Raw genomic sequence first — 13,243 nt, forward strand, 5'->3', positions numbered from 1 at the left:
GATCACAGCCCTTCCACTCAGGGCGTGCCCTCATGAAGCACGCGGAGCCCTCGAGGCAGAAGTTCGACCCAGTGTCACCAAAACAATGCCAATCAGTCGGTTTCTCCTGCACGATTTCACCCAGCACCACCCACACCCGACGAACAGGACCACCACATGCGCATGATCGCCCGAACCACACTTCTCGCCGCAGCGGCCATCCCACTCGCCATCGCAGCCACCGCGCCCGCATCAGCGACCGCGCCCACCGACGTCACCTACGCCTTCGGCGTCACCGGATCGACCGTGACCAACACGATCACCAACAACACCGGCGACACCATCGGCTGCACCACCTCCCTCGCCCCCGCGCCCGGCGGCGTGCTCCCACCAATTGACGACCTCATGCGTAACGGGCAGTCCCTTTATCAGCAGGACGACATACCGCCCGGCACCACAACCCAGTCGGTCACCGATGTCCCCGACGGTTCCTACGTCGCCCTCGCCTCCTGCGGGCGTGAGGGCACCGACCCCGCCATGTGGGTCTCCGACTACCCCGGCATCGAGCAATACCTGGTCCAGTTCCCGATGACCGCCTACACCGTGCGACAAGCCTCCACCGTCGTCATCGTGCCCAGCGTCGCCCCCGCACCACCCGCCGCCGCCAATACCCCCGATCTTGACGATCTGGGCACCCTCTTCGGCAGCTAACCGCCATCGGCACAACAAGACGCCTGGCCCCCCGAACCCGGGTTTGGGTGCCGGGCGGGTCGCACCCGGGAAATCCCACCTCCGCCACGACCACACATTCACCGATCCGGCGCACCGTTCCGTCCGTCACGTCACACTCGGCGCCACATAGGCGACAGTGGGTTCAGTCAAGCTTCAGAGCGGGTTCCACCAACGGACGAAGTTGTTCCACTCGAGAATCAGAGGCCACACGCCTTCCTCGAGAGGATTCGCGAAGAACAGGTCCGGCAGCAATCCCATCATCACCACATCCGCTCTAGAACTGATTCCACCAGGTCGCGAACGAGTTCCACCACGTCAGAACGTCGCATCCCCGATACCTGCCGGCAGGTCGAACACAACACCGATCATGACTGCACCTTTCGGGATATAGCTCCCCGACCATCCTGTGTATCGGTGCCGCGGCCCTCAGCGCTACCGGCGGCACTCAGCCACAAGTACAGAAGCAGCGACCCGACGCGGCCGGGTGTCGTCATACGGGGCGTTGACCTGCGATAACGGCCTTCGAGGTAAGCGTTGGTCGCGAAAACCGCACTGCCCACAGGCGTGAGGGTCCCGATTGACGGCCTGCCACGCGCGGACCCACCCATGGGCGGGGCTACCCCGCAGGCCGATGCACCAGTGATGAAGCTGAGATCAACTGCGTCGGAGGTACGGGCGAGGTTCGTGTGCGAAGGAATCAGGCCCTGGCGGCAGGGTCCTCCTCAGACCCCAGGTTCCGCACCAGCCACCGATCGCCGACGAGATGCATCAGGATCGGAAACACCGGCCGGGGAATGTTCGGCTCCCACACACCGCTCTCGAGGGTCGACATCTCGTGCACATAGAGCACCTCCACACCGGGGCCGACGATCCTTGTGCCGGTACCGATCCCCCACCTCGCCGGATCCGGCAACATCGCCCGGAACGACCGCACGTGCACACGCTCGAAATGCACCCACAGCGGATGCTCCGGCGCCGGCACCGCGAGGGCCGAAGCGACCGCCTCTCCCTCCCAACCGTCAATCGTCATCTGATAATGGTTGTCCTGCACCCACCGCCAGGCGAGGACCGCCCGGAAGTCCGGATCCACGTTCGGCCACACCGACAGCAGATCCCCGTCGACGCATACCGACATCAAGAACGCCCACGCCGCACTCACCAGCCGTGTATGCCCGAGGAACCGCAACAATTCCGCCGGATCCATTGCACGAAGCTCGAGGTAGGCCTCCCGCATCTCGGCCGGCACGGCGCTGATCTGTTCGTCGGTCAACTCCGGAAGGGAGGACGCCGCCGGCACCGTACCAGCGTCGGGAACCTCGCCCCGGGCGACGAGCAATGCCCGGACGGCGTCGACGAACCGCGGCGTCAGCCGCTCCAGCGACGCCAACAACTCCCCGACCGTGCGCGGCGGGAACATAGTGCGGTCCACCAGTACGTGCAGGCACTCGAACACCGCGTCCGGGTCCAGATCGAGTTGATCGCAGAGGAATTCGTCGGGATGGATCGCTTCGACGTCGAACGGATCGAGGGCCGCCTGCGGGAAATCCGCCAGGGTGGCGGTCACGATCACACCCGCACCGGAGCGTACAGCCGCAGCCAGGACGTGCCGGTCCTTCGGCTCGGTGGTCATCGCCGGGATCAGTTCCCGGTAGCCACGTGACTCCTCCTCCGCGAAGGGAAATGCTCTGCGCATCTGCTGCACTCGCCGCGCCGCCTGCTCCGGCGGCTTCCCGAACCGTCCGCCGGACAGGTTGCGCTCGACCTCGTCGAGCAGATCCGGCGTCCACACCGGCCGGAACACCTCGGCATCGGCCAGGGTGAGCAGCAGATTGCTCAGGGTCTGGGGAAGCATGACGCATCCGTCCAGAACCACCCGAAAGACAGCCATAGGGCGACCTCACCCCGGATCGGCGGGTCGAGACACGAAGCCGTCAGTGGCGTCGCCGGGGTCCGGGGTTTCCTCGTGCGCCATCTCCTCGAACACCTGGCCGCGGCGCGCACGCTCGCGCTGTCGGAATTCGAGCACGTCCGCCAACTCCACCCGCCGATGACGGCCGGGCGAGGTGTACGGGATCTTCCCCGCCTCCAGCAGCCGCACCAAGGTCGGCCGGGTGATGCCCAACAGTTCCGCGGCCTCTTGCGTCGTCAACACGGTGCGATGTGGCTCCACCGTCACAGCCTGCCCCTGATCCAGGGCGGTGACCGCGTCGACGAGCAACCCCCGAACACTGTCCGGCAGCGGCACGGACTCCTCCGGGGTCGAGATCGACACCTGCTCTTGACCAGCGAGAACGGCCCTCAGCGCGGCGAGAAGATCCCGATCGTCGGCGACCGGCAACACCGTGTGGCTCATCCCAGCACCCATACCCCACCATAAAACGAAAAAAACGAACACACAATGCCGGTGAATGGTTCGGGGACGGTGGGTAACGGGCACCCGACCACGCCGCGCAAAGTCAGCCGCACCGTGGACCCGTGCAGCTAGATCGACGGATTCCGTCATCGTGTTTGTTTCACAGCAGGGCTGACGCCGGGCCCCCCAGTGGGTAGTCGGACGCTGTTTCGGGTAACCGGACCGCAGGCGACGACGCGGGTAGCCGGTGACGGTGGCTGACGTCGAACCAGCAAAAGGATCGCGGTGCATTCGACCGACCGGATGCGTCTGACCGAGAGGGTGTACAGATCGTGCCTCGCATCGAAGAAGAAGGCCCCTGTAGCGGCAGCGACTTTGAGTTCGGATCGGAAGACGATCCGATTCGGTGGCCGGATCCGAGTCCGTTGGACCTGTGGTGGCAACGGGTGATGTCCGAAAGCCTCCGCCGGTCCCGGGGACCGGGGACCCGGCCGGTGGTCCCGCCCCTGTCGAGGGACTCCCGGAATCGACATCTCCGTCCGCACGCGAGTTAGACCGATCGGACCCGACCCCAGATCAAGTCCGTGGGAGGGGCGTTCGGCAGCGCCGGTATAGAACTCCTCAGCGGCAGCAGCCCAGTCTCCTGACCCTTCCACCCGAACATAGAGGCCTCATGAACATCATCACCGCACTCCCCCTGGCCATACTGCGCGCGCAGTACACCATCGTGCGCTACCCGCTGCGCCTGGTCGACGAACAGGTAATCGCACACCTGGCACCCGCAACACCGGCCCGACGGCTGTACCGGGGCAGCCTCAGCCTGCTCGATTGTGCCGTCGGCACCGTTCTCGGTCACCAGGACCGAGCCCACGATGCCGCCGACACCGCACCCCGCGTCACCCTGGTCTCCGGTACTGCATCCGACACCGATCACGATCCCAGCGCACCGGATACCGCTGCAGCTGACGCCGAGACCGCCCCTCGGTCCGCGACCGTCGAGAACGCCGAACTGAACGAGAAGGCGGCCCACCAACTCGACACCGACTTACTCGCCGAGCACCTCGAAGACATCGAGACGCAATATCAACTCGAGCACCCCCCGACCACCGGCACCGCCGAGCCGACGACCGACACCGTCATCACCCAGCTCGAGGACGCCGCGAGCACCGAACCCGACACGACACTGTCCGGAGAACTGGCCGACCGCGTAGCCGAACTCGCTCGCGCCGAGACCCCGCCGCCGGGCACCCGAACAACACCGACCGGCAAACGTCACTAATGAGCGCGATTGCCACCAGCAGCGACGACCCACTCGTCTTCGGGGTTCGGATGCCGGCACCGTCCCGAACTGCACCCGATGGTCGACCACTTCGACACCGATCTCGTCGACCACTTGCTTTCCGCAGACGTCACGCCAACTGGGCGGCCCAATCGGCGAAGCTCTGCCACCCCACCTCGGGGTAGAGCCGACCCAGTTCGCCGATCTTCGCGTCGTACCCGGTGTCGGTAAGGAAGCGGAACATAGCGCGCATGTCCGGCGATGCGATGGCGTCCGCGTCGGACGAATGGGCGTGAACCGGCGTGCCCAGCACGTTACTGAGCACCTCGGCCATCCGACGTGGCGTCGGATCATCCGACGCCAGGTCGATTCTTGTCCGGACGAATCGATCCGGATCGTCGAACACGAGCGCGACGAACCGACCGAGGTCCCGGCGCGACAACTGCTGCAGCGGGGTATCGACTGGCAGAGGCAGATCGAGCCGGCCTCGGCGGATGCCATCGAGTCCACCGAGCAGGTTGTCATAAAAGTAGGTCGGCCCGACGATCGTGTACGGAAGGGACGATTCTCGCAGCAACGACTCGGTTGCAGCCTTCGTGTCGAAATGTGGGATCCCAGTGCTCTTGTCTGCGTCCGCCACCGAAGAAAACACCACGTGTGGAACACCGGAATCACTGAACGCGCCGACAAGCGCGGCACCCTGAGCGATCTCCGCTTCCGGGCCGTCTTCGAAAGGTGTGGTCATGGCAAACACGCCCGCGCACCCATCTATGGCAGACGCGATCGCCGCCCGATCGGTGATATCGGCCACGGCAATGTCGACGCCTCGCAGGCGCAACGCCTCTGAGCGAGAAGAGCTTCGACGGACAAGCGCTCGGACTTCCCGCCCTCGTTCGAGCAGCGCGTCGACGACGGCGCCTCCTTGACCACCCGTCGCTCCGACGACTGCATACGGCTCACTCATGGGCACAACACCTCTCCTTGTCGACCGCGCCAGCGTACTCGCAGGCTCCGTCCGCTCACCAAGACGTGTGTCCCTCTGCGCGGCCATCAGTGGGCCGACAGATGACAGCGAGCGACCCTCGGATGGGAGACGAAACGGCACGATCACGAGAACGCATGGAACCAGACGATGAAACTCGACAGATGTCGAAAACTCTCGTTACGGAAATCCGTTCGGGACTCCGCCATGTTCGCTGCACGACCCGTCGAGGACTTCGACGATCTACACTGCGATCAGCGGAGGGTGGGGCGGTTCTGTCCGGCGGGACGTCGCAAGAGCGCAAGCTGGATTTCGATGAGCAGCCGATCGGATGCGTCCTGCAGATTGACGCCAACGATCTCTTCGACGCGCCGGATACGGTAGCGCAACGTATTTGGATGAACCTGCAGGACGGCGGCAGCGTTGCGCACGTCCCCGTGCTCGGCAAGGTACGCCTCGGCACTCTCGCGCAGATTCGAAGCGTGCTTGTCGTCGTATTCGACGAGGGCATCGAGCCGCGGATCACGCAGCTCGCTGTTTCCCCCGACGAGGTCGAGGATCTCGCCGAGCAACACCGCAGTACGGGATTCGGCGAGCGTGGTGACCCGTCCCTCGGGGTAAGTCGCGGCGGTCCCGTCAAGGACCCGATCGACCTCGGTCCGGGCTCCCGCAACCTGCCCGAGACCCGAAACGGGCATAGCGATGGCGGCACGCAGGAGTATCAACCGCTTCTGCTCGAGTTGCTCGACCAACTGGCGGGTCCACGTCGCGATGATGTTCGCCGACTTGTAACGAGGAAACAGGACGTAGGCGCGGTTGCCGATGATCGTGGACACCGAGTCACGTCGGAGCGCGCTCGCATGCAGACTGATCATGCTGCCTACACTGGTGACAATCTCCGACGGCGGTTCGGGCTCTCCTGCGGTCACGGCAAATCCGACCACGGCGGCCGATCCTGAATCCGGCAGGTTCAGGGCGCTGGCCACCGATGGGGCATCCACCCCTCCCCCGCGCGCACCGAACAGCCGTTGAATCAGCACGCCCTCCGTCGAAGGAGCATTGAGACTGCGGGAAATGATCCGCGCAGCGATCGCGGAGGCGCCCCGCAGTACGTCGGCGGCGTTATCGGTGAACGGGGCATACCCTTGTTGCACCCAGATCGATCCGAGCAGCCGGGGCGCGGCCGAGCCGTCCTCAACGGTTTGACGGATGCTCACCACTAATCGTCGCTTCGTGCCGAGCTCGTCGTGTGCCGGGACGTCGACGACCTCATCGCTCTCACGCAGCCGGTCGTAGACGCCCCATTCCTGCATCGCCTTCAGGTAGTCGCGCGGGCCGATCCTGCCGAGGATCGACAGCGTCCGCAATTCGTCGGCCGCTTCGTCCGACGCCGAGTACGCGAGCACGCGCGCTTGCGCATCTTCGATCGAAACCATCCCGCCGGCGTTCTGCGCGATGGCCTGCGCGAGGCCGAACAGGTCCGTGTCCACGGCCAGCAACTCTGGGTCACCCAGCCTGTCGTACTGCTGCCGGGAGCGGTCGAGCATGCGCTGAATGAGGGGGAAAACGTGGTCCCACCGAGCCTTCGGGTGTACGGCGACCAGTGCGACGCCGGCGCTGCGCGCCGCGGACTGCAGAGCGGTCGACGATGCCGCCGACTTCGACATCACCGCGCGCGGCCTGTGGTCGGGGGCTCGTTGGGCGACCTCCTCGAACCACCGCACGGCCTCGGCCTTCCTCACGCCGACGTGTAGGTACAGATCTGGCGACGGTGACTCGACCTCTACCGACAAATCGGAGCTGTCGATTAGGGCGACGGAAGAGATGGCGACCGAATCCCCCGCGGGTGCCTCTATCAACTCGACCACGGACGTATCAAGTGCGGCGAGAAGTTCACGCAGGGTAATAGTTTCGCTCGATTCCGCTTCTCGGCCTGCTTTGGCGACGGCACGTTTACGAGACGACACGGCTGGTCTCCCTGTCCCGATAGATTGATCCGAAGGATGCGATTGGCCGATCATACAATCTCAAGCCTGATTATTCGTCTGACTGGCTGATAGTTTTCCGTGGGTGTTGGTGTTGACTACGGGTAGTGCTTTGCAGCGGCTCCGTCGCCGCCACACCCCTCGTAGGAGGTTTCATGGACGCCATCACCACCACCCCGCAGCCGGTCAACGAGCCGGTGGGCTCCTTCGCCCCGGGCAGCCCGGAGCGGGTGCGACTGCAGGCGAAGCTGGCAGAGCTGGGGTCCAACCCCACCGAGATCCACAACGTCATCGGCGGTGCGCACCGGCGAAACAACGGCCCCGCGATCGACGTCGTCCAGCCGCACCGGCACGCCGCGGTCCTGGGCACCTTCACCAACGCCGGCCCCCAGGACATCCAGGACGCCGTCACCGCCGCCACCGCCGCCGCCCCGGGCTGGCGGGCACTATCGTTCGAGGACCGCGCCGCGGTGTTCCTCCGTGCGGCCGACCTGCTGTCCGGACCGTGGCGTGAAACAATCGCCGCCGCAACGATGCTCGGTCAGTCCAAGACCGCGTACCAGGCGGAGATCGACAGTCCGTGCGAGCTGATCGACTTCTGGCGCTTCAACGTCCAGTTCGCCCGGCAGATCCTCGCCGACCAGCCGATCTCCTCCCCCGGCGTGTGGAACAAGCTCGAATACCGCTCTCTCGAGGGCTTCGTCTACGCGATCACCCCGTTCAACTTCACCGCCATCGCCGGCAACCTGCCCACCGCCCCCGCCCTGATGGGCAACACCGTGGTGTGGAAGCCGTCGCAGACCCAGGCCGTCGCCGCGTATTGGACGATGAAACTGCTCGAGGCCGCGGGCCTGCCCCAGGGTGTGATCAACCTCGTCAACGGCGCCGGCGCCGCGGTCTCCGACGTCGTTCTCGCCGACCCCCGCCTGGCCGGGATCCACTTCACCGGGTCCACCGCCACGTTCCAGCACCTGTGGCGTCAGGTCGGCAACAACATCGCCAACTACAACAGCTACCCGCGCTTGGTCGGCGAGACCGGCGGCAAGGACTTCGTCCTCGCCCACAGCTCCGCGAACCCCGACACCCTGACCACCGCCCTGCTGCGCGGCGCGTTCGACTACCAGGGTCAGAAGTGCTCCGCGGCCTCCCGCGCGTTCGTCCCGAAGTCGGTGTGGGCGAAGATGGGCGACGACTTCATCGAGAAGGCGTCGACGCTGAAATACGGGGATGTCACCGATTTCTCGAACTTCGGTGGCGCCGTCATCGACCGGCGGGCCTTCGACCGCAACGCCGACGCCATCGCCCGCGCGAAGGCCACCTCGAGCCTGACCATCGCCGCCGGCGGCCACGTCGACGACAGCATCGGGTACTTCGTCGACCCCACCGTGCTGCTCGGCGACGACCCCACCGACGAGGCCTTCCGCACCGAATACTTCGGACCGATCCTGTCGGTGCACGTCTACGACGACTCCGCAGCCGGGTCGTTCGAGAAGGTCCTCGACCTGGTCGACAAGGGGTCCGCGTACGCGCTGACCGGGTCGATCATCGCCGACGACCGCACCGCGATCGCCCAGGCGACCGACGACCTGCGATTCGCGGCCGGCAACTTCTACATCAACGACAAGCCCACCGGCGCCGTCGTCGGACAACAGCCCTTCGGTGGCGCCCGGGCGTCGGGCACCAACGACAAGGCCGGCTCCCCGCAGAACCTGCTCCGCTGGGCCTCCGCCCGCACCATCAAGGAAACATTCGTCCCGGCCACCGACCACCGCTACCCGCACCAGGGCGCCGACACCTTCGAGAACATCTGATGGCGGCCGCCGACCTGCTGCGGCCCGCCCTGCTCGCCGCAGCCCGCTCCCCTCGCATGGAACGGACCATCAGCAAGGTCCCGGTGACCCGCAATCTCGTCGACCGGTTCGTCGCCGGTGAAACCGAGAGCCAAGCGATCACCGCGACCACCGGAATCCTCGACTCCGGCCGATACATCACCATCGACTACCTCGGTGAGGACACCACCGATCTCACGCAAGCGAACAACACGGTGTCCCACTACCTGGTTCTGCTGTCGAACCTGTCAGCGCTCGCGACCAGCGGGGGCACTCCGGCGACCTTCCCGCCGTCGCCGGTGCGCACCATCGAGGTATCGCTGAAACTGTCTGCCCTGGGCCAATCCCTGGCCCGAGACGGGCACAAGGTTGCCCTCGAGAACGCGCACAAGATCTGCACCGCTGCGGAAGAAGCCGGCGCGTGGGTGACCGTCGACGCCGAGGACCACACCACCACCGACTCGACCCTGTCGATCGTGCGCGAACTGCGCGAGGACTTCCCCACCCTCGGCACCGTGCTGCAGGCGTACCTGAAGCGCACCGAGGCGGACTGCAAGGATCTGTCCGGCCCCGGATCGCGAATCCGGCTGTGCAAGGGCGCGTACAAGGAACCCGCATCTGTTGCCCATCAAGAAAAGACCGCGGTCGACGACGCATACCTGCGGTGCCTGCGGATCCTGATGAACGGTCAGGGCTACCCGATGGTCGCCTCCCACGATCCGGCCATGATCAGTGCGGCGATGCAATACGCCGAAGCGAAGGGCCGGGCGGCAGACGAGTTCGAACTGCAGATGCTCTACGGCATCCGCGATTCCGAACAACTTCGGCTGGTCGGCGAACAGAAGCACGTACGTACCTACCTGCCCTACGGTGAACAGTGGTACGGCTACTTCATGCGCCGCCTCGCCGAACGCCCCGCCAACCTCGCCTTCTTCCTCCGCTCGCTGGCATCACGCAACTAGCCGTGAAGGACACAGGATCCCGGCTCGACCCCCGGTCAGGCCGGGATCCCCACTCGCCCCCGCCCACAACCAGGTACGGACACCGCCCGATCGTCGGCTGACCGCGCAGGCGGGGGGCACCGTCGGTATCCACTATCAGGAATGAACACACGACGACGTCCCTCTCGACGGCAGTGTCCCGCACCGGCATCGATGCGGGACACTCGCTCTCCCGGGAGCAGGGGAAGGGAAGACCTGTGGCCTATCCGCGTGACAGTCCGGGCTGAGTCTGGATCTGTCCGGGGCCACCCTTGAATCCGCCGGCCTTGCCCACGGTCCATTCACCGTCCGCACCGCAGACCAGGGCACCATTGCGATCACCGGGCTTGCCGTACGTCACTGTCTCGTTTCCGTTCGAGTCCGTGTTCACGATCGGACACTGCCCACCGGTGGGACCGTTCGGGCCGATCGGCTCGGCATGAGCGACGGACGCCGCCCCGAAGGCGCTCAGGATCGGAAGAGCGGCGAAAGCGGCGGTGGCAAAGGTTCGTCGGGCGTTGATCATTCAGTTTCTCCAGAGTGTCGGGGAAGTGTTTCGGTGACAGGTACAACTCTGCCCACTCCCGTGCCCGATCTGAAGCAACCCCAGGGGTCCGTTCGCCCACCCCAGGAGGAGGGGACCTACTCCACCCCGACGTTCGCACCGGGCGCACACCGGACCACGCCCTCAGCACGATTCGCGCCCGGCACCCGCCCGCCTTCAGCCCGCCGCAATCCCCTCTCCGGCGGTGTTGCCACAGGAAGAGGCCCCACCAATCGGTGAGGGCCTCAAACCTTGGTTGCAAGTAGTCAATCTCGTCCGAGCTCCTCGTGCGAGTCACCGTTGATCGATGCCCGGTAGCGAGGACGGGTGGCCGCCACGCTCCTCGATGACTGCGGGCCTCCGTGCGTACCCGCTGCCGTCTTCAGGCATGGGCCCACCTTCGACGTCCCCGCACACAGGTCTCCCCGAGCGGGTCGTCCTGGACATGCCCGAAGGTGTAGTCCAGGCGGTCAGCTCGGCCATCGTCCGACCGTGCGTGCTCGAGCAGAAACTTCTCGGGGAGCGGTCGCGGGCCGACGTCTCAACCGCACCTCCTGCACCATCCGGCTGACCTCCGGTTGCGTGACGGCCAGGTTTCGCGATCACCCGATGCGGCACCTGATTGTCCGTCGCGTGCGCCACCGCACGAAGAACGAAGGTCGCGAGGGCGTGACGTGGAGCGGTCTAGTGAGCGTGTTCGTCGGGGGTGCGCTGATCTGCGGTGCAACGGTGTGACTCAGCTAACCTTTGACTTCAAGTACTTGAAGTTCATAGCGTCGATGGTGTGAGTGCACAAACCACCCGACACGTCTACACGATCAAGGACGCCGCCGCCCTGACCGGACTTCCGGCCAGCACACTGCGCTACTACGAGTCGGTCGGGGTGATCGCGCCGATCAGCCGCGGGGAAAGCAGTAAACACCGGGTCTACGACGAGCACGACCTGGGCCAGCTAGTGGCCATCGCGTGCCTGGCAGCGACCGGGATGTCGGTCAATGACATGAAGGAGTACGTCGCCAACGGACAACTCGGGGCCGAGGCCGCCCCCGCACAGATCGCGTTGCTGACGGAACGCCGGCAGCAACTTGCACTCGAGGCCCAACAGATCGCCCTTCGTCAACGCTACGTCGACCTCAAAATCGACTACTGGCACGCGATCGACGCGGGCGACGAGCACCGTGCCGCGCTCCTCGCGGCCGAGGCGAGCGCGCTGGCCGACGAACTCCACAACGCCAAGAAGCGATAACCCTCACCCACCACACCCCGGTGCGCTCACCGACTCGACCGATGCGGCACCGGTCACTCAGCCCTGTCCTGCTCACCACCACTGTGACCATCACAGAAGTAAGGAAGTACTGCCATGCGCGTCAACGCGTACGCCGCCCCCGCCGCCGGCCAGCCACTGGCCCCCACCACCATCGAGCGCCGCGACGTCGGCTCCCACGACGTCCTCATCGAGATCCAGTACGCCGGCATCTGCCACTCGGACATCCACACCGTCAACGGCGACTGGGGCCCGCAACCCTTCCCGGTCGTGCCCGGCCACGAAATCGTCGGCATCGTCGCCGAGGTCGGCACCGACGTCACACGCCACAAAGTCGGTGACCGCGTCGGCGTCGGCTGCCTGGTCAACTCCTGCGGTCACTGCACCAACTGCCAGGGCGGCGACGAGCAGTACTGCGCCAACGGCATGGTCCCCACCTACGCCGGCGTCGACCGCGACGGCACCACCACCCAGGGCGGCTACTCCACCCATGTCGTCGTCGACGCCGACTACGTCCTTTCCGTCCCGCAGAGCCTGGACCCGGCCGCCGCAGCTCCCCTTCTGTGCGCCGGCATCACCACCTACGCCCCGCTGCGCCGCTGGGCTGCCGGTCCCGGCAAGAAGGTCGCCATCGTCGGCCTCGGCGGCCTCGGGCACATGGCTGTCAAGATCGCCCACGCCCTCGGCGCCGAGGTCACCGTGCTCTCCCAAACACTGAAGAAGCAAGAGGACGGCCTGCGCCTCGGCGCCGACGCCTACTACGCCACCTCCGACCTCGACACCTTCGAGCAGCTCGCCGGCCGATTCGACCTCATCATCAACACGGTCAGCGCCAGCATCGACCCCAACGCCTACCTCGGCCTCCTCGCGATCGACGGCACCCTCGTCAACGTCGGCGCCCCAGCCGAGCCGCTCAGCCTGAACGTGATGTCGCTGATCGGCGGCCGCCGTAACTTCGCCGGATCGATGATCGGTGGCATCGCCCTGACCCAGGAGATGCTCGACTTCTGCGCCGACCACGGCATCGGATCCGAAGTCGAGGTGATCCCGGCCGACCGGATCAACCAGGCGTACGAGCGGGTCCTCGCCTCGGACGTCCGATACCGGTTCGTCATCGACACCGCCAGCCTGAACTGACCCCACCGTGAACGCCCGCCGCAGACCGGCGAGCGTCTGAATACAGGGACCGTCAGCGATATCCTCAAAGCGCGCTATCGACAGGTGCATCCACGGTTGTATCTGAACTGGTCATGCCGTCGGGACCAGTGCGCGGAACGCCCACGGAGTGAGTAGACCGTCCGATGTGCGACTCCTTC

The 13,243-nt window shown here is 65.8% G+C and carries 11 protein-coding genes; 6 read left to right on the plus strand and 5 right to left on the minus strand.

Annotation, left to right across the window (positions count from 1 at the left end; translation table 11 throughout):
• Positions 1 to 156 precede the first annotated feature (156 nt).
• Complete coding sequence (locus HGB39_RS27125) at positions 157 to 690, plus strand: hypothetical protein (RefSeq protein ID WP_005573390.1); 534 nt, start codon at positions 157 to 159, stop codon at positions 688 to 690.
• A 718-nt stretch (positions 691 to 1,408) separates the two neighbouring features.
• Here HGB39_RS27125 and HGB39_RS27130 read toward each other — a convergent pair.
• Both HGB39_RS27130 and HGB39_RS27135 read right to left on the minus strand, forming a co-directional pair.
• On the minus strand, positions 1,409 to 2,599 hold the full coding sequence (locus tag HGB39_RS27130; RefSeq protein ID WP_043787531.1) for a VapC50 family PIN domain-containing toxin: 1,191 nt from the start codon (positions 2,597 to 2,599) through the stop codon (positions 1,409 to 1,411).
• 9 nt (positions 2,600 to 2,608) lie between these two features.
• A complete protein-coding gene (locus HGB39_RS27135) occupies positions 2,609 to 3,064 on the minus strand; it encodes a helix-turn-helix domain-containing protein (protein WP_005562133.1) in 456 nt (151 codons plus the stop codon).
• 673 nt (positions 3,065 to 3,737) lie between these two features.
• On the opposite strand from HGB39_RS27135, the gene HGB39_RS27140 reads away from it, so the two are divergent.
• Positions 3,738 to 4,343 (plus strand): hypothetical protein, encoded by a 606-nt coding sequence (locus tag HGB39_RS27140; RefSeq protein WP_005562135.1) that lies wholly within the window; start codon positions 3,738 to 3,740, stop codon positions 4,341 to 4,343.
• A 130-nt stretch (positions 4,344 to 4,473) separates the two neighbouring features.
• Here HGB39_RS27140 and HGB39_RS27145 read toward each other — a convergent pair whose 3' ends face one another.
• Positions 4,474 to 5,307 (minus strand): NmrA/HSCARG family protein, encoded by an 834-nt coding sequence (locus tag HGB39_RS27145; RefSeq protein ID WP_043787534.1) that lies wholly within the window; start codon positions 5,305 to 5,307, stop codon positions 4,474 to 4,476.
• A 272-nt stretch (positions 5,308 to 5,579) separates the two neighbouring features.
• Positions 5,580 to 7,346 carry a PucR family transcriptional regulator gene (locus tag HGB39_RS27150; protein WP_210753006.1) on the minus strand — a complete coding sequence of 589 codons (1,767 nt, stop codon included), beginning with the start codon at positions 7,344 to 7,346 and terminating at the stop codon, positions 5,580 to 5,582.
• Between the two features lie 119 nt (positions 7,347 to 7,465).
• Here HGB39_RS27150 and pruA point away from each other — a divergent pair, with 119 nt between their 5' ends.
• Both pruA and HGB39_RS27160 read left to right on the plus strand, forming a co-directional pair.
• Complete coding sequence (gene pruA, locus HGB39_RS27155; protein WP_064080727.1) at positions 7,466 to 9,121, plus strand: L-glutamate gamma-semialdehyde dehydrogenase; 1,656 nt, start codon at positions 7,466 to 7,468, stop codon at positions 9,119 to 9,121.
• Positions 9,121 to 10,101 (plus strand): proline dehydrogenase family protein, encoded by a 981-nt coding sequence (locus HGB39_RS27160; protein ID WP_005567766.1) that lies wholly within the window; start codon positions 9,121 to 9,123, stop codon positions 10,099 to 10,101. The genes pruA and HGB39_RS27160 overlap by 1 nt, the downstream gene beginning before the upstream one ends.
• A gap of 241 nt (positions 10,102 to 10,342) precedes the next feature.
• On the opposite strand, the gene HGB39_RS27165 is transcribed toward HGB39_RS27160, so the two are convergent.
• Entirely contained in the window at positions 10,343 to 10,645 is a 303-nt protein-coding gene (locus HGB39_RS27165; RefSeq protein WP_005265032.1) for a hypothetical protein, read from the minus strand.
• Between the two features lie 802 nt (positions 10,646 to 11,447).
• Here HGB39_RS27165 and HGB39_RS27170 point away from each other — a divergent pair.
• Complete coding sequence (locus HGB39_RS27170) at positions 11,448 to 11,909, plus strand: MerR family transcriptional regulator (protein ID WP_005567765.1); 462 nt, start codon at positions 11,448 to 11,450, stop codon at positions 11,907 to 11,909.
• Between the two features lie 114 nt (positions 11,910 to 12,023).
• Positions 12,024 to 13,064: an NAD(P)-dependent alcohol dehydrogenase gene (locus tag HGB39_RS27175; protein WP_005567764.1), complete on the plus strand. Its 1,041-nt coding sequence runs from the start codon at positions 12,024 to 12,026 to the stop codon at positions 13,062 to 13,064.
• The last annotated feature ends 179 nt before the right edge of the window (positions 13,065 to 13,243 follow it).

It is taken from the genome of Rhodococcus opacus (genome assembly GCF_012396235.1).
GTDB lineage: Bacteria > Actinomycetota > Actinomycetes > Mycobacteriales > Mycobacteriaceae > Rhodococcus_F > Rhodococcus_F opacus.